Raw genomic sequence first — 20,978 nt, 5'->3', positions numbered from 1 at the left:
TATGGAATTTAAAAGTATTAACCCTTATAATGGAGAGCAAGTGGGATTACATACTGCTCTTACTGAGGAGGCTTTAGTTGAAAAACTGAACAGAAGTCAAGTGGCTTTTGAATCTTGGCGAAAAGTACCTCTTGCGGAACGCTGCAGGTTACTAAAAAAAGCAGGACAAGTGTTGCGCGATCATGTAGAGGCCTATGCCAAAATGATTACCTTGGAAATGGGGAAACCCATTTTGGAGTCGAGGTCAGAAGTAAATAAATGTGCTTGGGTGTGCGATTATTATGCGGAAAATGCTCCAGGATTCCTTGCAGACGAATCCATTACTACCGATGCCGACAAAAGTTTTGTACGGCATGATCCCATTGGAAGTGTTTTGGCAATCATGCCTTGGAATTTTCCTTTTTGGCAAGTTTTTAGATATGCTGCACCGACCTTAACAGCGGGTAATACGGGTTTATTGAAACACGCCGCGAACGTATTCGGTTGTGCCCAACAAATTGAGGATGTATTTGCCAAAGCAGGGTATCCACCCTATGTTTTTCAAAATTTGATTGTCGATCACGATCAAACCGAAGTCATCATTTCGCACAATGCAGTTAAAGCAATCACGCTAACAGGCAGTGAAAGGGCAGGTTCTTCGGTTGCTGAAATTGCAGGACGTCATATAAAAAAATCAGTTTTAGAACTCGGAGGAAACAATGCTTTTATTGTTTGGGAAGACGCAGATATTGATAAAAGCGTTAAAATAGCACTGACTGCCAGAATGCTCAATGGTGGGCAAAGTTGCATTGCAGCAAAGCGCTTTATTTTAATGGAAGGTATCTATGATGAATTTGTTCAGAAATTCACGAAAGCAGTAAAGGACTTGAAACCGGGAGATCCATTGGATGAAAACACAACTATAGGCCCACTCGCAAGACTTGATCTTGCCAACCAATTGAACAAACAAGTACAAGAGTCTGTTGCAAAAGGCGCAAAATTATTGCTAGGAGGGGATCAAAAAGGGTGTTACCACGAACCTACCATTTTGGGTGATGTAAAACCTGGTATGGCGGCATTCTATCAGGAAACTTTTGGGCCCTTAGCAGCTATGGTTAAAGCCAAGGATATAGACCATGCTTTTCAACTCTCGGAAAATTCCAATTATGGCCTTGGGATAACGGTATGTACCAAAAATACGGAGAAGGCACTAAAATATGCAAGCAGCCTTAGCGATGGTGCCTATTTTATTAACGAATTGGTCAAATCCGATCCAAGGTTACCTTTTGGAGGCACCAAGAATTCGGGATACGGACGTGAATTGGCAAAAGATGGGATGATGGAGTTCGTAAATCGAAAAGCGGTGTATGTGAAGCATTGATTGGAAACATAAAAAAAAACGACTTTGCTTAATGGGTGTTAATTCACTATTGCAAACCTATTGCTCTCAAAACAAAATCAAAATATGATATTTACTGTACAATAATCAAAATTGGAATGGAAGAATTGAATCAAATTTTAGAATCTGAAATCGTCACTTTTGGCACTTATACATTAAGGATATCTCAAATAGTCACCATTTTAATTGTTGTTTTGATTGCCAAAATAGTATTATGGCTCATCAAGAAAGCCCTTTTCCGCAATTATAAATTCAGCACCATCGATACAGGAACCACCTACGCCTTATTCCAAATTATTAAATATGTGATTTGGGTTATGGTGATAGCATTGGTGTTGGAATCTCTAGGCATCAAAGTAACATTATTATTAGCAGGTTCGGCAGCATTGTTGGTGGGTATCGGTTTAGGATTGCAGCAAACATTTAACGATGTGATATCTGGTCTCATCTTGCTTTCAGAGCGTTCTATAAAAATTGGAGATGTTTTAGAGATTGATGATGACGTGGTAAAAATTGAAAGTATAGGTTTAAGGACTTCAAAAGCATTGAATAGGGATGACATTTCCATTATCATTCCAAATTCCTTGATAACTACTAGTAAGGTAATTAATTGGAGTCACCAATCGCAACAAACCCGGTTTAAAATTGATGTTGGTGTAGCCTATGGCAGTGATGTTGATCTTGTAATTAAAATTTTAGAAGAAAGTGCGTTTGAACATTCTGAAATACATGACAGGAAATTAATTGAAGCTAGATTGTTGAACTTTGGTAGTTCATCTTTGGATTTTCAGCTTTTATTCTTTAGTGCTAATATTTTTAGAATTGGAAAAGTAAAAAGTGATATTCGAAGACTAATCAATAAAAATTTTACAGGCAACAATATAGTCATTGCCTTTCCTCAAATGGATCTGCATCTTAAGACCGGTAACATGGAAAAACCAAACAGATTTAATGTTTAAATTTGGCTGAATAATAATTTTTTATTGGTTCCTGTTTGGTTGCCAAACATACAAATAAACTGTAACTTTTTTGATTTTTAAAAATATACAGGGTTTGGCGAACCAAGTTTTAAAAAGAATCAAAACACTGTTAATTGTATGGTTATCAGTGTTTTTTTTATATGGTTTTCAATTGAAATCAACTAATAATGCGAATCAAGTGTTTAAAAGATTAAACCCCATTACGTTTTATAAGACAATATTAGGGGCGTTAGCCCTAAAATCGTCGTAGATACAAACGTTAATTAAATAAAAAGGGGCGTAGCCCTGTTATCTTCGTAAAATAACACGATAATGAACAAAAAAGATATAGCCCTGAAATTTAATAAACATTGGCAAACACGTACACAATTATTTTATCAAAGATGTCAGGGCTAAAGCCCCTAATCCATCATCATGGCTCATTTTGCTGCTAAGACTACAGGGCTAACGCCCCTAATGCGCACTCCAATTTTCACTCGGCTGAATGGTTACGATATTTTAACCCTTGATTCGCATTAATAACTACTAATAAGTTTAAACAAAAAACCTCGCAATTTGCGAGGTTTTTTGTTTTTATAGACTTCCAAAATTCAGCTATAAAATTAATGATAAACTCAAAATAAGCTGTTCGGGTCTGGTATCCAATCTGCTAGAGCCTCCTAAAAAAGTAGCTTCATTATTGTTAAAACCTCTTTCGTACCTAAGGTCTATACCAAATCTGTTCATGTTAAGGCCAATACCAAAATTAAGTCCTACCGAAACATCGTTCTCAACATCATTTATAGTAATGCCATCAAATTCCGTATCCAAAATATATTGAAGCGAAGGGCCTCCAAAAACACTGAGAGGACCAAGAACTTTGATGCCAACCAATAAAGGTAAATCCAGTTTTTGCATTTTAAAACTATCGTCGTTGTAATCGCTTTTTGTGCTTGAATAAACGAGCTCTGGTCTAAAATAAACTTTGTTTCCAATTTTGCCAAACACCCCAACATGGTACCCAACGTTTCTGTCCGGATGTTGTGCATTGGCACCAATCGATTCAAAGTAATCGCCATTGCCGTTGTAATTCAATCCTCCTTTCAAACCAAAGCCAGTAGCGGTTTGAGCCATGAGTGCAGTAGGGATCAGGGCCATTAATAATAAAGTGAAGAATACGTTTTTGTGCTTGTTTTTAGAACTTTTCATAATAGTCGTTTTAAGATTTGGATTAATAATATCAAAAACGTTGCCAAAAAAGATTTATTATCATTGTTACAAAAAAGAATCACGGTTGCTCTATAAAATATGTGTAGTCCGTCAATATGCACATTTTTAGGCGTTTCTTATTATTATCAGACTTTTGTGCCGGCTTTTTAAACCACTACAAAAAATAGAGTTATAAAAGATTTAAAAAAAATCAAATTGTTTATCAATGAGTTACAATCTAATCTATCTTCTTTTCCCGATAGCTATCGGGACTATCAGCGAAGCGGTCTTGATTCTCAGGGCAAACGCCTTTAAAAAATGTTCTTATATGACCCATGATAAACTCCTTTATGTAATGGTTTTTTGCTTTGTGCATCTCAGTGCAATAGCTGTAACACAAAGGCATACAAAATATTACACGTTCCGATGGCTCCTATCGGGACCACAAAGATTATTAAGTCCATAAAAGCGTTTGCCCTGTCCCGTTAGGGACTTCATTTGGGTAGTGGCATGTTAATACGCTGGTTTTCTGTGTCTTTAGGTACAGGATGGGAAAGCGGATTTTAAAACAATGCCATACATGAAACCAGATTGCAAATATCCTTCTTTAAATGCTGCCCTATGTCGTACCTAAAGGCACGAATCCACTCCTCGATATAATTGCCGCTACCCAAATGAAGTCCCTAAAGGGACATGGATGATGGAAAAAGCAACATAGTTATGGTTTTAATGTAAAAATAAGTTCCTTTCCAGATGCCAAAGTTGTTTTTCAGTTTTCTTTCACTGAACAACCTGAATTTGACATAAAACAACCGAATATCAACTACATGCGTTATTGTGGGGAGGCTCTTCCGATGGATCTATCGGGCCCACAAAGATTATTAAGTTCCTAAAAGCATTTGCCCTGTCTTGACTCTTTAGCGGACAATAATGAAAAAAAATACCATTTTTTATATGTACTTAAATAACAATATTAGCCTTATAAAATACTATTAAATCCATTTTAAAATTAAAAAAATATGTAGGTTTGCCAACTGAAACTTTTTTAGTTAAATGATCCTTCCATAACTAAATTTAGAGGCTAGAGGAAATGTTTATATGGAAGTCCCCATAGCTATCGGGATGAGCATTAAAAACAATAGAAACAACACATGACATTTGAATTAAACGCCAAAGACCCTCAAAGTAAGGCAAGAGCGGGTAAAATAACGACCGATCATGGAGTGATAGAAACGCCCATTTTTATGCCAGTAGGTACTGTGGGCACCATAAAAGGGGTGCATCAACGGGAGTTGAAAAACGATATAAACCCAGATATTATTCTTGGGAATACCTATCATTTATATTTGCGCCCTCAAACTGGTATTATAGAACAAGCGGGAGGACTCCACAAATTCATGAATTGGGATCGGAATATTTTAACCGATTCTGGTGGGTATCAAGTATATTCTTTGTCTGCTAACCGAAAAATTAAGGAAGAAGGGGTTAAATTTAAATCGCATATAGATGGAAGCTACCATACATTCACTCCCGAAAATGTGATGGAAATTCAGCGCAGCATTGGTGCCGATATTATTATGGCGTTCGATGAATGTACACCCTATCCTTGTGATTATAAATATGCTAAACGCTCCATGCACATGACGCATCGTTGGCTGGATAGGTGCATCAACCATTTAGAGAAAACACCCTTAAAATACAATTACAACCAAGCTTTTTTTCCTATAGTCCAGGGGAGTACTTATAAAGATTTAAGACAGCAATCCGCAGAATACATTGCCAATGCTGGAGCCGTTGGAAATGCCATTGGCGGCCTTTCGGTAGGTGAACCCGCCGAGGAAATGTATGCCATGACAGAAGTGGTAACCGAAATTTTACCCGAAGATAAACCTCGTTATTTAATGGGCGTTGGTACCCCAATCAATATTTTGGAAAACATAGCGTTAGGTATTGATATGTTCGATTGTGTGATGCCCACGCGAAATGCCCGAAATGGCATGCTGTTTACCGCACATGGCACCATTAATATTAAGAATTTAAAATGGGCCAATGATTTTTCGCCTGTGGACGACATGGGAATTACCTTTGTGGACACCGAATATACCAAAGCCTATTTGCGGCATTTGTTTACTGTAAATGAATTGTTGGGAAAACAAATTGCAACCATCCATAACCTGGGTTTTTATTTGTGGTTGGTTCGCGAAGCAAGAAAACATATATTAGCAGGAGATTTTAGGACTTGGAAGGATATGATGGTGAAGCAGATGGATAATCGGCTTTAAAGAACAAAGAAAATTTTGATATCAGAAGTTAGATATTAAAAGTTACAGTTAGGATATCGAGAATATTCTCAATTTTACCAATAACCAATAACCAAAACTCCTCTCCTTTGGAGAGGTTGGGAGAGGATGAAAATACTAGACTGGTACATATTAAAACGTTATTTGTTTACATTTTTTATGATGTTGCTTCTGTTTATTCCCATAGGGATAACGGTGCATCTTGCCGAAAAAATTGGTAGGATTCTTGAAAATGAAGTGCCTATGGGCGAGGTGCTTATCTATTTTTATAATTTTACCATCTATTTTGCGCACTTACTGTTTCCGCTGTTTTTGTTTTTATCGGTCATCTGGTTTACCTCTAAATTGGCGAATAATACTGAAGTAATTGCCTTTTTAAGTTCCGGGGTTTCGTTTACCAGATTTTTAAGACCGTACCTGATTGGTGCAACCATAGTTGGCATATTAGCCATTATATTAGGATTGTTTTTAGCGCCAAAAGCAAGCGAGGGCTTTAATGATTTTACCTATAAATATTTGAAAAAGGGAAAAACGGCCTTTGAGGAAACGGACCAAAATGTTTTTAGACAGATCAACGACAAGGAAATTATTTATGTAAGCAGTTTTGATGTTGCCAAAAAAAACGGAAACAATTTTACTTTAGAACATTTTGATGGCAATAAACTTAAATACAAAATTACGGCAACCAATATCCGATATATTGAGGAAGATACCACGTATAGGTTAACAAACTATGTAAAACGCACCATCGGTAAAGCTGAAGATTCCTTACAAATTGAATCCACCAAAGACACACTTTTCGCTTTCGATGCCGATGATTTGATTCCCGTTATTTATGCTGCCGAGACTAAAATGTATGGCGATTTAAAACGGTTTATTGCTAAGGAAGAAGCGCGTGGATCTTCAAATGTGGGACGTTTTAAATTGGTTTTGTACCGAAAATGGAGCTTGCCGGTATCGGTATTTATTCTAACAATCATTGCGGTGGCTGTGTCCTCTAAAAAGCGTCGTGGTGGCATGGGAGTCAATTTGGCTGTAGGTATTTGCATTGCCATGATATTCGTTTTTTTCGATAAAATTTTTGGGGTTATGGCAGAGCAATCTGATTTTTCACCGTTAATTGCGGTTTGGTTTCCTAATGTCATTTTTGGTATATTGGCCATTTTCCTTCTCCGCAATGCTAAACGTTAAGCTAAAAAACCATCTGCACCTTCATTTTTTGGTTTTTATAGCTGGATTTACGGCTATTTTGGGCGAACTAATAACCATAACGGCCATTCCCTTGGTGTGGTTCAGAATGGTCATGGCTTCTATTTTAATATTTGTGTATGTTAAAGTAGCGAAGGTCAATATGAGCATCAAACCCAAATCTTTACTGAGGCTCTCTATAGCAGGCATCATCATCGCCTTGCACTGGATTACGTTTTTTGGAGCTATTGATGTATCAAACGTATCCATAACGCTCGCCATGTTTTCTACGGGTGCTTTTTTTGCATCATTAATTGAACCCATAATTTATAAACGGCGTATTATTTGGTACGAAATTTTGTTTGGAGTTATTGTGGTATTGGGGGTTTTAGTGATTACGCAAAGCGAAATGAAACATATAAACGGTATCATTTTGGGTATTTCTTCTGCCTTTTTATCGTCACTTTTTGCGGTGCTCAACGGCACATTTTTAAAACAGCATACGGCTACTGTTATTTCGTTTTACGAATTTTTAAGTGGTGTTTTGTTCATCTCTATTTACATACTGATTTTTGGCGGAGGTTTTTCAGTGGAATTCTTCAATTTAAGCCTTTCAGATTTTGGTTATCTATTCATTTTGGCATCTATCTGTACAGCCTATGCTTTTATTGCGGCAGTGCATGTTATGAAGGTTATCAGTCCGTACACCGTAGTTTTAAGCTATAATCTAGAACCTGTTTATGGTATTTTTATTGCGGTATTACTGTTTCCTGAGAAGGAAATCATGAGCTTGTATTTTTATTATGGAGCCATCATAATTTTCACGACTATTCTGTTAAATGCCATCTTGAAAAATTTAAGATATTTAAAAAGAAAACGTATTTAACCCTCCATCCTCATAGTGTAGAATCATACCTTATTAAAAACGCCACGAATACACAAATTTTTCTTAATAATAGATTGAGAAGAAAAAAATCACACAAATTTTAAAAATTCTATAGATTTTTTATTGGTGCCTATTATTTTTTTTACCAATTTTTAGTTTAGTTCGTGTATTAGTGGCAAAACAACTTTAAATAAATTACGCGTTTCCATGCGCAACATCATTTAAGTTTTTATATTCTCTTTAAGATTGCTTACTTTTGTAAATAGGTTTAATTGAACCAACATTTTTAGATTTTCATCCGAGTCTGTTTAAGAATTTGTGATTAGAATTTTTACAGGTTATTTTTCAGGAAGTATGAGGCAGAATTTTTAAGCATAGCCATAGCTATGGTTCAAAATTATAACGAAACAATGCCCAAAAAAGAGGCATAAAAAAATAATTGACAAATTCTTAAACAGACTCTTATTTAAAATGAAAAAATATGTAGGTTTGTAGACTAACCAATTCATTAATAGCAAAACAAAAAATTCTTATGGAATACTTAGAATTTGAACTCCCCATAAAAGAACTTGAAGACCAATTGCAAAAATGTAAAGTCATTGGTGAAGAGAGCGAAGTAGATGTTACTGAAACCTGTTCGAATATCGAGAAAAAGCTGGCGGCTACACAAAAAGAAGTTTATAAAAACCTAACGCCATGGCAGCGTGTGCAGTTATCCCGTCATCCGGATAGACCCTATACTTTGGACCATATTCGAGCCATTTGCGGCTCCACTTTTTTGGAATTGCATGGCGATAGAGGGTTTAAGGATGATAAAGCCATGATAGGTGGTTTAGGTAAAATTGGCGACCAGAGTTTTATGTTCATTGGGCAACAAAAAGGCTATAACACCAAAACGCGCCAGTACAGAAATTTTGGTATGGCAAACCCGGAAGGCTATAGAAAAGCGCTTCGATTAATGAAATCTGCCGAAAAATTTGGTATTCCAGTGGTAACACTTCTGGATACACCAGGCGCTTACCCAGGACTTGAAGCTGAAGAACGCGGACAAGGCGAAGCCATTGCTAGGAATATTATTGAAATGACCCGGCTAAAAGTGCCAATTATTACCGTTATTGTAGGTGAAGGCGCATCGGGAGGTGCTTTGGGAATTGGTGTTGGCGATGTGGTTTTAATGCTTGAAAATACGTGGTATTCCGTAATTTCCCCAGAATCTTGCTCATCCATATTATGGCGCAGTTGGGAGTTTAAAGAACAAGCTGCCGAAGCATTGAAATTAACAGCTATCGATATGAAAAAACTAAAACTAGTGGATGAAATCATTAAAGAGCCACTTGGGGGCGCCCACAGAGATAGAGAGAAAACTTTTATATCGGTTAGTAATGCCATTGTTAAATCTTATGAAAAACTTAAAAACTTATCACCAACAGACTTAGTGGCAAAACGGATGGATAAATATTTGCAAATGGGCGTCTATAAGGACTAACCTGTTTAAAACCATAACAAAGTAAAATCTGAAGTTGGCCGCTTCAGATTTTTTTTGCGATGTTGACAATATTTTTAAGTTATTAACAGTTAAATTGTTAACGACCAGTTAACAATCAAAAGCTTTTTTTTCATCCAATGCACGTTCATTTTAGTTACTTTCGTAGTTATGAAACAACCCGACCAAATTAGAGGATATAAAGTTGACAAGAGTACATTAATCAGTCTTGAGAAAGGAAAAATACCACCACAAGCACTTGATTTAGAAGAAGTTGTGCTTGGAGCGATGATGATTGACAAAAAAGGGGTTGACGAAGTTATCGATATTTTAAGTCCGGATGCGTTTTATCTTCCTGCGCACCAACACATATTTGAGGCTATTTTTCATCTATTTGAAAATAGCGAACCGGTGGACTTATTAACCGTTTCATCACAGTTAAAGAAAAACTCAAAATTAGAAGTCGCCGGGGGCGATTTTTACTTGATTTCCCTAACCCAAAAAGTATCCTCATCGGCACATATTGAGTTTCATGCGCGTATTATTTTGCAGAAATTTATTCAGCGAAGTTTGATTAAAATTTCCAATGAAATTATTGAGGATTCGTATGATGAAACCAAGGATGTTTTCGATTTATTGGACAAAGCTGAGTCAAAATTATATGAGGTTACCCAAGGGAATATTAAAAAATCCAGTGAAACCGCTCAAGATTTAGTCATTCAAGCCAAAAAGAAAATTGAAGAAATTTCAAATAAAGAAGGTTTAAGTGGTATTCCAACCGGATTTAACAAACTGGATAAATTAACATCAGGTTGGCAACCCTCCGATTTAATTATTGTGGCGGCACGTCCAGGTATGGGTAAAACGGCATTAACATTATCTATGGCACGATATATTGCGGTAGAAAAAAATATACCCGTAGCATTTTTCTCTTTGGAGATGGCATCGGTACAGTTAATAACCCGTTTAATTTCCAGCGAAACCGGATTGTCCTCGGAAAAATTGCGTACTGGTAAATTAGAAAAGCACGAGTGGGAACAGTTAAACGTAAGAGTAAAAGGACTTGAAAAAGCCCCTTTGTTCATTGACGATACGCCGTCGCTTTCCATTTTTGATTTACGGGCAAAGGCACGTCGTTTATCATCACAACACGGTATCAAATTAATTATGATTGATTACTTGCAGTTAATGACTGGTGGTAGTAGCCATGGTGGAAACCGTGAGCAAGAGATTTCCATGATTTCCAGAAACTTGAAAGCCTTGGCAAAAGAGTTGAATGTGCCTGTTATTGCCTTATCGCAATTATCGCGTGCTGTGGAGACCCGTGGCGGAAGCAAACGTCCGTTACTTTCAGATTTACGGGAATCTGGGGCCATTGAGCAGGATGCGGATATTGTTAGCTTTATTTACCGTCCGGAATATTATAAAATTGACGAATGGGATGATGAGGAACGTACTCCAACCGAAGGTCAAGCGGAATTTATAGTAGCAAAACACCGTAATGGCGGATTGGATAACATCCGTTTAAAATTTATCGGTCATCTAGGTAAATTCGATAATTTGGATGATTTTGATTCACCTTTCGAGTTTCATTCTAAAATGAATGCTGCCGCCAACGACGATACCTTTAAATCCGATACCTTTAAAGTGAGTCCAGACCAAGCTTTTGGAAGTTCGTTTAATGATGATGAGGATAACGAAGTCCCGTTTTAATGGCTAAATTCCTGTGAAAACAGGAATCTTACTTTAACTCAAAATTCTTCCCTTTCTACCACTAATTTTAATAAAAAGGAAAGACTGACTAATAAAATGTCAGGACAAAATCACACTTTTTATTTGCCACGAATGCACGAATAAAGCTAAAAATCGATGTAAAGACAATTGTTACGAATAAAAAATCTATAGATTTTTTAAAACTGGTGTAGATTCTTGTTGTATTCATTTATAATAATAACCCACCCCTAGCCCCTCCCAAGAGGGGAACGGTTCCGGTGCGCATCCATATTTTCAGGTAATTTGGATGCTGGTTAAGGTAAAATATCAAATTAGACTACAGTTTTGGCAGTTTCATCTCCGCATGTATCGAAACATGAACTTTCACTTAAAACTAGAATCTGAAAACGAGAGCTATTCCCCTCCTTGGAGGGGTTAGGGGTGGGTTTTCAAACTTTATTAGAACAAAGTGTTAAATCATTTTTCAAAAAAGAAAATTTGAGTATCTTTCAACGTAATTACGGTTGTTTAGTCATTCCTATTCAATAGAAGAACGACTGGGAAATCACATAAAGTTCATCCTGTCATTGATCTGATACTTTACTTGTTCGTCTGATAGATCATAAAAACGATGGAGTATCAAAATATTGAATAGCATCACATGGTCGTAGAGGCGTCTTCAACCTTTGCCCTTTGCCAATGGCATCAGGTTGCTTTCCAATAATCCCCTGAATATTTCGAAATCGACCCCCTCGGTCCAGCCTTTCTAATGGATCTCCCAATTTGCCCAACTTGCTCAACCGTATATCTTGGTCGAAAAACCCGTAATCCCTATGCCTTTTAAATTTCTTCATAATAACTGCAATACAATGATAATCAAATTATTACACAAATTTATCTTAACCTATTTTTAATGGGTGAGTTTTTAGAGGTTGCCTTCATTAACAGAATGATGGAAAATTTATATTAAGTCATTTTTAACTCCTTTCAAAATACGCTGTTTGGAAATGTAACAAGGCTTTCAAAGCCATTTTCTCCAACCGAAGAAATTCCGAAAAAGTAGTTATCAATAACAATACCATTTAAAGTGAATTCGGTAACATCGCCAACATATCGGCTGTAATCCCAAGTAGGAGAGGTAGTGTCCCGCCAATAAATTTTATAGCCTTTTGCGCCTACTACTTTGTCCCATTTTAGTTTAGCCGCTGCTTCTACCATGCCGCCAATAGCAACCGTTTTTGGAGCAGGTGGCGCCCAAGCTAAACTAGCTAAATTTATAGCGTTTACGGCAGTTAGTTTTTTAGCATAACCAAAATTTACATGCGCTATGACGTCGCCATATTTTACACCGTTTTCTTCCCGGATGTCTTGATGCTGTTGGGTGTAGTTTTCATGGGCTTCCATAATCCGGATGCCTGCAAACCCTAAATCGTTAAAGGGACGATGATGGCCACCTCGCCCGAATCTATCCAGTCTATAAACCATCATGGGGTTCATTTCGGGCATATAAGTTTTTACGTTTTTATGGATGTAACGGGCTAATTGGCGCGAAATACCATCAACCTCACCACCATAAAACCGGCGAGCATTCCGTTCTTTTTCTGTTTCGGTAGGCGGTACAGGTTCAGAAAAAATCCTAAAGGTTCTGTTGTCAATCACACCATCAACACCTTCAATATTCCCTATCATATCATTATTCAATACACCAATAACATCCCAACCTTTTTCTTTGGCATAAGCCGCAAGTCCGGCACCACCAAAAAGCCCTTGTTCTTCACCGGATAAACCCACATATACAATACTGTTTTCAAATGTATATTTTGAAAGCACCCTGGCAGCTTCCATGGTACCCGCCATTCCGGAAGCATTATCGTTGGCACCTGGAGCGTCGGTTGTAAAATCCATCGTGTCGCTAGCGCGCGAGTCAATATCGCCACTCATTATGATATATCGATTTGGATATTTAGTGCCTTTTTGGACAGCAACCACATTGACCACCCATGCATCATGAGGCACCCGATTGTTGCCTTTTTTTGTCACAAAATCTTTTTGGTAAAATACTTTTAAGCAATTATTGCAACCTTTGGAAATTGTTTCAAATTCAGATTTTATCCACCGTCTGGCGGCACCAATGCCACGAGTATTGGATAAGGTGTCGCTAAAGGTGTTGCGTGTACCGAAGTTTACAAGGGTTTCAATATCTTTTTGGATTCTTTCTGAAGAAACATTATCTACAATTTGGTAGATTTTTTCATTGGTTTGTGCAAAAATGAATTCAAAAGAAAACAAGAGGATAATTAAAATAGACTTTTTCATAAAGGAATATTTTTCTTCTAAAATAATGAAAATAAAAACGCCTCGAAAATTAAATTCGAAGCGTTTTTAGATAATTGAGTTAGTCACTGTAATGTATTGCTTAAAAGCAATATTTATTTTCTTTTATAACTTTTGAAGCAATGATGTTTCTTAATTCTATAATATTTGGCATGTTCACATACTTAATATAACGTTTTAGGCCCATGAGCATCATACGTTGTTCATCGCCTTTAGAAAACGAAATGATAGAATGTTTACCTGCGGTTTCAATAACGTCAATGGCATGGAACAGATTTAATTTAGCCATGGCTATTTGTTCTTTAACAGCTTCTTCGCCATCTTTTTTCGCCATTTTTTCAGCACGTAAAATAGCCGATTCTGCCAAATATATTTGAATCAAAATATCGGAAGCCGCTAACATAAGCTGTTGGTGCTTTTCGATTTCTTCACCATATTTTTGCAATGCAGCACCTGCCACCATTAAAAATAATTTTTTAAGATTGGCTATGATACTTTTTTCTTCGGAGAATAATTCTGAAAAATCAGGCACATCAAATGAAGGAATCCCGGTTAATTCATTGGCGACTGCGGTGGCAGGACCTAATAGATCGACATGGCCTTTCATCGCTTTTTTAATTAGCATGCCAATACTTAACATACGGTTTATTTCGTTGGTGCCTTCATAAATTCGGGCAATACGCGCATCTCTCCAAGCCGATTCTATCGGAGTATCTTCAGAGAATCCCATACCACCAAAAATCTGGATACCTTCATCCGTACATTTTTGGGTATATTCCGAAACGGCCACTTTTAAAATAGAACATTCTATAGCATACTCTTCCACACCTTTTAATTCAGCTTCTTGGTGGGTGTCCTTTCCGTTATTCTGACGAAGTACAATACGGTCCTCAATATTTTTTGCGGCACGGTAACAGGCCGTTTCACCAACCCAACAATTGGTTGCCATTTCTGCTATTTTTTGACGAATGGCGCCAAAACTGGAAATTGGCGTATTGAATTGAATGCGCTCATTGGCATAGTTTACAGAAACTGAAATAACACGGCGTTGCGCATCCAAACAGGCAGCAGCCAATTTAATTCTACCAACATTTAAGGCATTCATGGCAATTTTGAAACCGTTGCCTCTGGTAGAAAGCATGTTTTCTACGGGGACTTTCGTGTCGTTATAAAAAACCTGTCTGGTGGAGGAGGAGCGAATGCCCAATTTATGCTCTTCTTCGCCCATTGTAATACCGTTTGTATTTTTTGGGTCGTATTCAACTATAAAACCCGTAATATTTTTATCGTCTTCAATACGAGCAAATACAATCATTAAGCTGCAAAACCCCGCATTGGAGATCCACATTTTTTGACCAGTAATGCTATAATATTTTCCATCGGGAGATAAAACGGCTTTGGTTTTCCCAGAATTGGCGTCACTACCTGCGCTTGGTTCTGTTAAGCAATACGAACCAAACCATTCACCGGACGCCAATTTTGGCACATATTTTTGTTTTTGTTCTTCCGTGCCGTAAAGTGTAATGGGCAAAGTGCCAATACCGGTATGCGCTCCAAAGGCGGTACTAAAAGAACCCGTGGCACCAGAAATGTAATCGCATACTATCATGGTGGATACAAAACCCATTCCCAATCCGCCGTATGCTTCTGGAACTGAAACCCCTAAAAAACCGAGTTCTGCGGCTTTACGCATACACGATTCTGTTAAGGCATAATCCTTCTTTTCAAACTGTGCTTTTTTTGGCCAAATTTCCCGGTCAACAAATTCGGTAACCGCTTCCTTCATCATCGCTTGTTCCTCAGAAAAATCCTCAGGAGTGAATATATCTTCACATTTTGTTTCTTTTACCAAGAATTGACCGCCTCTTAGAATTTCTTTTTCTTCCATAGTTTTTTGTTTTAGAAAAGAGAATAAAGAATAAAGAAAATAGACTTGTTGGCTACCATCATTTAAACCATTTGGGAAACCATGGCTATTCTTTGGAACTCTTTTATTTTGTTTTCAAGTGTTTTTTTTAAGAAAAGAGAGAAAAGAATATAGATAATAGACTGTTAGCTATTACCGTTTAGACCATTTTGGAAACCCATGGTCATTCTTTGAAACTCTTCTATTTTGTTTTTAATTTTTTTTGTTTTCAATCGTTCCTCCCCTTTGGGGAGGTTAGGTGGGGCTTTTAGTTCAGAAACTCAAAAATCCCACAAGCACCCTGGCCAGTGCCTACGCACATGGTAACGGCACCATATTTGCCTTTCATGGTACGTTTACGCATTTCATCAAATAACTGAACCGAAAGTTTTGCTCCTGTGCAACCTAACGGATGCCCCAAAGCAATGGCGCCACCGTTTACGTTTACAATATCTGGATTAAGACTTAACTCGCGTATAACCGCTATCGATTGTGATGCAAATGCTTCATTCAATTCAATCAATTCTAAATCTTTTTGCTGTAATCCTGCTTGTTTTAATGCTTTCGGAATGGCCTTAACAGGACCAATACCCATAATTCGTGGTTCAACACCTGAAGCTGCATAACTTACCAAGCGGGCTATAGGCTCAAGTTTTAATTCTTTTACCATAGCTTCGCTCATTACCATTACAAAAGCAGCACCATCACTCATTTGCGATGAGTTTCCAGCAGTTACGCTTCCACCAGCAGCAAAAACCGGACGCAGTTTTGCTAAAGCTTCAAGACTGGTTCCTGCACGAGGGCCTTCATCTTTTGTTACGGTATATTTTTTAGTGGCTTTCTTACCGTTTTCATCTATAAATATTTGCTCCACTTCAATAGGAGCTATCTGATCCTGAAAACGATTTTCCGCAAGTGCTTTCAAAGCTTTCATATGTGAATTATAGGCAAATTCATCTTGGTCTTCACGAGACACTTTAAATTGGTTGGCGACCGCCTCGGCAGTATTTCCCATGCCCCAATAATAATCTTCATGGCCCGCTTTAATCGTGTCGTAATTCAATTCTGGTTTAAATCCTGTCATAGGCACCGAGCTCATACTTTCTGAACCGCCTGCAATAATACAGTCTGCCATTCCTGCTTGGATTTTTGCGGTTGCAATACCAATGGTTTCAATTCCTGAAGAACAAAAACGATTGATGGTTACACCGGGAACATCCACGCTATTCAGTCCTATTAACGAAATAAATCGTGCCATATTAAGTCCTTGTGCGCCTTCCGGCATCGCATTACCAACCATCACGTCGTCAATACGTTTTACGTCCAAATTTGGTAATTCTTTCATCATGTATTGGATGGTTTCAGCACCCAATTCGTCTGCTCTTTTAAATCTGAACACACCTTTTGGCGCTTTGCCAACGGCGGTTCTGTATGCTTTTACTATATATGCGGTCTTCATATTGTATTAAGATTTTAGTATTTAGTATTAAGATTTTGTCAGCGTTTTTTGTAGAGAATAGTTCATTTTACAAACGTCGATAATCTCATTTACTATGGGTTTTATTGTTTCTTTTGAAACTAAATTTAATCGTTCGGAAAGATATAGTTGTGTTAATAATTCATACGAAGAACCATTGGCTATACCTAAAAATTGTTTGAATTCACCATTGGAATTTCTTCCCGCACCTTCTGCTATATTTGAAGGAATTGAAACGGCACTTCTTCTAATTTGTGATGTGAGGTTATATTTTTCCTCAGATGGAAAACCAGCAGAAACACGATAACAGTTTTCAGTAATATCCATAGCTTTTTGCCATATTTTTAAATCTTCAAACCTATGCATAATTGTTATTATTAGTTTAATTCTTAATACTTTGTACTTAATACTTTGTACTTAATTCTATGTACTTAATTCTATGTACTTAATTCTATGTACTTAATTCTATGTACTTAATACTTTGTACTTAATACTTTGTACTTAATACTTTGTACTTAATACTTTGTACTTAATACTTTGTACTTAATTCTTTGTACTTAATTCTATGTACTTAATTCTATGTACTTAATACTTTGTACTTAATTCTTTGTACTTAATACTATGTACTAAACACTCAATTACGTAACGGTTTCCCTGTCTTCAACATGTGCTGAATGCGTTCCAAAGTTTTGCGTTCGGTACATAAACTTAAAAAAGCTTCGCGTTCTAGGTCCAATAAGTATTGTTCGCTTACCAATGTAGGTTCAGATAAATCGCCACCTGCCATCACATAAGCCAGTTTATTGGCAATTTTATGGTCGTGCTCACTTATAAAGTTGGCTGCTTCCATAGAACCCGTTCCTACTAAAAACATGCCTAATGCTTGTTTACCAAGAACTTTTACATCGTTACGTTTTACGGGTTGTGTATAACCAGCTTCTGCCATTAATTTAGCGTGGGCTTTTGCGGTGGCTATTTGGCGGTCTTTGTTCACAATAACGATATCTTTTCCTTTTTGAAGCAGACCCAAATCGAAAGCTTCATAAGCAGATGTTGCTACTTTGGCCATACCAATGGTTAAAAAATATTCTTGCAAGCTGTTCAATTCTACATCTCCTTTTTTGAAAGAATCAGAAGCTCTTAAAGTCATTTCTTTAGAACCTCCACCTCCTGGGATGACGCCGACACCAAATTCTACCAAACCAATATAGGTTTCGGCAGCTGCCACCACTTTATCGGCATGCAGGGATAATTCGCAACCTCCGCCCAATGTCATGCCATGGGGTGCGGACACCGTTGGAATCGCTGAATAACGCATACGCATCATGGTATCTTGAAAATGTTTAATGGCTGCGTTAAGTTCATCATATTCCTGTTCCACGGCCATCATAAAAATCATGCCTATGTTGGCACCAACCGAGAAATTTGCCCCTTGATTTCCAATAACCAACCCAGCAAAATTCTTTTCAGCAATATCAATGGCTTTATTCAACCCTGCCAACACATCGCCTCCAATGGTATTCATTTTAGACTGAAATTCGCAGTTTAAAATACCATCGCCCAAATCTTCAATGACAACGCCCGTATTTTTAAATACTTCTTTGGATTTTCGAATGTTATCTAAAATGATAAAAGCATCTTGACCGGGTATTTTTTCTTGATTTTTAGTAGGAATGTCATAAAAATAGGTGGCGCCATCTTTAACGGAATAAAACGATTTACTGCCAGAAGCCAACATGTGATTTACCCAAGCGGCGGGTTCCAAACCTTCGGCTCTCATGATTTCAATACCTTTTTCAACACCAATGGTATCCCAAATTTGGAAAGGGCCATGTTCCCAACCAAACCCTGCTTTCATCGCATCATCTATTTTATATAATTCATCGGTAATTTCAGGAATTCTGTTTGAAACATAGGCAAATAGAGAGGCGAAATTTTTTCTATAAAAATCACCTGCTTTATCCTTTCCTGAAACCAGAATTTTAAATCGGTCGATAACTTTATCGATGGTTTTGGTTGATTCTAAAGTTGCAAAGTTTGTTTTTTTACTGGGTTTATATTCAAAAGTATTTAAATCCAAAGCTAAAATGTCTTTGCCTTCTTTCTTATAAAAACCTTGTCCGGTTTTGCTTCCAAACCATTTGTTCTCCATCATTTTGTTGATGAAATCCGGTAACTTAAATAGTTCGTGAACTTCATCATTGGGGCAATTTTCATAAATCCCGTTGGCAACATGTACCAAGGTGTCCAATCCAACCACATCAACGGTTCTAAAAGTTGCCGATTTTGGACGCCCAATAACAGGGCCTGTTAGTTTATCGATTTCTTCAACCGTTAATCCCAATGATTTTACTTGATGGAATAAACTTTGAATACCAAAAATCCCAATGCGGTTTCCAATAAAGGCAGGTGTGTCTTTAGCGATTACCGACGTTTTTCCAAGGAATTTTTCCCCATAAATATTCAAGAAATCCAAAACATCTTGCGACGTTTTAGGACCAGGAATGATTTCAAATAATTTTAGATAACGCGCAGGGTTAAAAAAATGGGTACCGCAGAAATGCTTTTGAAAATCTTCAGAGCGCCCTTCACTCATAAAATGAATGGGAATTCCCGATGTGTTCGAGGTAATCAACGTACCGGGCGTTCTGTGTTTTTCCAATTTTTCGAAGACGCTTTTTTTAATATCCAAGCGTTCAACCACCACTTCCATGATCCAATCCACTTGGGCCACTTTGGCAATATCATCTTCTAAATTTCCAGTGGTAATCCTATCGGCAAAACTGGGATGGTAAATAGGTGAGGGTTTCGATTTTAATGAAGCTGCCAGTGCATCGTTTACCAATCGGTTTCTTACTACTTTGTCTTCAAGTGTTAAGCCTTTTGCTTTTTCGGCATTGTTTAATTCCCGTGGAACAATATCAAGCAATAGCACGTCCACGCCAATATTGGCGAAATGGCATGCAATACCGCTTCCCATAATTCCCGAACCAATAATGGCTACTTTTTTAATTCTTCGTTTGCTCATTTTATATTACTTGTCGTTTTGATCGTATATTTTTTTGTTGCATATCATGTCGCTAATCACATCGGCAACTTCATAAAAGGTGTTTAATTTTTCTTCCGAAACATTTTTTCTTATAGAATCATTAAAGGTCAATACCTTTTCTTTTGAATAAGCTCTTTTTTCCCTTCCAAACTCGGTAAGATGGATAATAACACCTCGTCCATCATCTGGGTTTGGGTGACGTTCAATTAATCCTTTAGCTTCCATTGTTTTTAATATTCTGGATAAGCTGGTTGCTTCCATGCCCATTTTAGGTCCCAAAGCTGTTGAAGGAGTTCCTTGTTCGGGGTCAATGCTTAGTAATGTAAAACCAGTTGCCATCGTGCTTTCAAATTTTGCGGCTTCTTCGTTATACATTTTTTGAACTGCCAGCCATGTAGTTCGCAGTATATAGTCAATAGTTCTTTCCTTCATGTGTTTTGGTAGCTAACTCCAAATATATAAAAATATATTATGCATGCATAATATATTTGACAAAAATTTTAAATAAAAAAACACCTCAGTGAAGGAGGTGTTTGTATTAATTATTGAAGAGCAAATAAGTTTTACCCCATTTTGCCATTAACCACAGCAATAACAGCACCAATAGTGCTGGTCATTACAATGGAGATTACCACATTTAAAGCCGCCAATTGGATATCCGTTTATGAGTTCATGGCCAAATTGAAAAAATTGTAAAACAGCCCAATGAACACACCAATAATGGCACCTGCTTTTGCACCTGTACCAACTGTTTAAATTTGTGCCCATTGTGTGTAAATGTAGGAAACAAACAATCCGAATGTTATGCATCCTAAAAAGATGAATAACATGGTTTGTGAGCTTTCTTCTGGTTTTGGAAAGGTGTCTATGAATATTTTAGTACATGACAAAAAAAAGATATTTCATTAAAAAATATTTAAGTCGACCCCACCGCCTATCGGCATACCGAAAATTCGGCACAAACTCTCCCCTTGAAAAAAGGGAGGAATTATTTAAGGAGTTTTTTTTAATAATATGATGATAAGTACATGACAAAAATTGAAACATACATTTTAAATGACTGATTGTCAATAGCTCTATAATATTTGGCGTTTCA

The 20,978-nt window shown here is 37.2% G+C and carries 15 protein-coding genes; 7 read left to right on the top strand and 8 right to left on the bottom strand.

Annotation, left to right across the window (positions count from 1 at the left end):
• Nucleotide 1: 1 nt before the first annotated feature.
• Nucleotides 2–1,360: an NAD-dependent succinate-semialdehyde dehydrogenase gene (locus ACU1LP_RS12715; protein ID WP_445733575.1), complete on the top strand. Its 1,359-nt coding sequence runs from the start codon at nucleotides 2–4 to the stop codon at nucleotides 1,358–1,360.
• A 116-nt stretch (nucleotides 1,361–1,476) separates the two neighbouring features.
• Entirely contained in the window at nucleotides 1,477–2,337 is an 861-nt protein-coding gene (locus tag ACU1LP_RS12710; protein WP_445733574.1) for a mechanosensitive ion channel family protein, read from the top strand.
• A 615-nt stretch (nucleotides 2,338–2,952) separates the two neighbouring features.
• Here the strand turns inward: ACU1LP_RS12710 and ACU1LP_RS12705 are convergent.
• Nucleotides 2,953–3,546, bottom strand: coding sequence for a porin family protein (locus ACU1LP_RS12705; RefSeq protein WP_445732978.1), 594 nt, complete (start codon nucleotides 3,544–3,546; stop codon nucleotides 2,953–2,955).
• A 1,151-nt stretch (nucleotides 3,547–4,697) separates the two neighbouring features.
• Between ACU1LP_RS12705 and tgt the strand changes: the two genes are divergently transcribed.
• The 5 genes from tgt to dnaB all read left to right on the top strand — a co-directional run bounded on the left by tgt (nucleotide 4,698) and on the right by dnaB (nucleotide 11,116).
• Nucleotides 4,698–5,828: a tRNA guanosine(34) transglycosylase Tgt gene (gene tgt, locus ACU1LP_RS12700; protein ID WP_445733625.1), complete on the top strand. Its 1,131-nt coding sequence runs from the start codon at nucleotides 4,698–4,700 to the stop codon at nucleotides 5,826–5,828.
• 126 nt (nucleotides 5,829–5,954) lie between these two features.
• On the top strand, nucleotides 5,955–7,037 hold the full coding sequence (locus ACU1LP_RS12695) for an LptF/LptG family permease (RefSeq protein WP_445735125.1): 1,083 nt from the start codon (nucleotides 5,955–5,957) through the stop codon (nucleotides 7,035–7,037).
• Nucleotides 7,024–7,920, top strand: coding sequence for a DMT family transporter (locus tag ACU1LP_RS12690; RefSeq protein ID WP_445736438.1), 897 nt, complete (start codon nucleotides 7,024–7,026; stop codon nucleotides 7,918–7,920). Before ACU1LP_RS12695 ends, ACU1LP_RS12690 begins: the two co-directional genes overlap by 14 nt.
• A gap of 532 nt (nucleotides 7,921–8,452) precedes the next feature.
• Nucleotides 8,453–9,406 (top strand): acetyl-CoA carboxylase carboxyltransferase subunit alpha, encoded by a 954-nt coding sequence (locus ACU1LP_RS12685; RefSeq protein ID WP_445736437.1) that lies wholly within the window; start codon nucleotides 8,453–8,455, stop codon nucleotides 9,404–9,406.
• A 168-nt stretch (nucleotides 9,407–9,574) separates the two neighbouring features.
• On the top strand, nucleotides 9,575–11,116 hold the full coding sequence (dnaB, locus tag ACU1LP_RS12680; protein ID WP_445736436.1) for a replicative DNA helicase: 1,542 nt from the start codon (nucleotides 9,575–9,577) through the stop codon (nucleotides 11,114–11,116).
• A gap of 565 nt (nucleotides 11,117–11,681) precedes the next feature.
• Here dnaB and ACU1LP_RS12675 read toward each other — a convergent pair.
• From ACU1LP_RS12675 to ACU1LP_RS12645, 7 genes are all read right to left on the bottom strand, one after another.
• Nucleotides 11,682–11,774, bottom strand: a complete 93-nt coding sequence (locus tag ACU1LP_RS12675) for a transposase (protein WP_445734500.1) — start codon at nucleotides 11,772–11,774, stop codon at nucleotides 11,682–11,684.
• Between the two features lie 329 nt (nucleotides 11,775–12,103).
• Nucleotides 12,104–13,432 carry a M28 family peptidase gene (locus ACU1LP_RS12670; protein WP_445736435.1) on the bottom strand — a complete coding sequence of 443 codons (1,329 nt, stop codon included), beginning with the start codon at nucleotides 13,430–13,432 and terminating at the stop codon, nucleotides 12,104–12,106.
• Between the two features lie 100 nt (nucleotides 13,433–13,532).
• The gene (locus ACU1LP_RS12665) at nucleotides 13,533–15,338 is read right to left on the bottom strand and encodes an acyl-CoA dehydrogenase family protein (protein ID WP_445733087.1); all 1,806 of its coding nucleotides are present in this window, start codon (nucleotides 15,336–15,338) and stop codon (nucleotides 13,533–13,535) included.
• A 286-nt stretch (nucleotides 15,339–15,624) separates the two neighbouring features.
• Nucleotides 15,625–16,815, bottom strand: coding sequence for an acetyl-CoA C-acyltransferase (locus ACU1LP_RS12660; RefSeq protein ID WP_445736434.1), 1,191 nt, complete (start codon nucleotides 16,813–16,815; stop codon nucleotides 15,625–15,627).
• A gap of 27 nt (nucleotides 16,816–16,842) precedes the next feature.
• On the bottom strand, nucleotides 16,843–17,199 hold the full coding sequence (locus tag ACU1LP_RS12655) for a four helix bundle protein (protein WP_445732081.1): 357 nt from the start codon (nucleotides 17,197–17,199) through the stop codon (nucleotides 16,843–16,845).
• Nucleotides 17,200–17,467: 268 nt separating this feature from the next.
• A complete protein-coding gene (locus ACU1LP_RS12650) occupies nucleotides 17,468–19,861 on the bottom strand; it encodes a 3-hydroxyacyl-CoA dehydrogenase NAD-binding domain-containing protein (RefSeq protein WP_445736433.1) in 2,394 nt (797 codons plus the stop codon).
• A 6-nt stretch (nucleotides 19,862–19,867) separates the two neighbouring features.
• The gene (locus ACU1LP_RS12645; RefSeq protein ID WP_445732079.1) at nucleotides 19,868–20,314 is read right to left on the bottom strand and encodes a MarR family winged helix-turn-helix transcriptional regulator; all 447 of its coding nucleotides are present in this window, start codon (nucleotides 20,312–20,314) and stop codon (nucleotides 19,868–19,870) included.
• Nucleotides 20,315–20,978: the final 664 nt, after the last annotated feature.

It is taken from the genome of Mariniflexile sp., assembly GCF_052728615.1.
The sequence above is the reverse complement of the archived record's forward strand: the minus strand, read 5'-3'. Positions and strand labels throughout refer to the sequence as shown.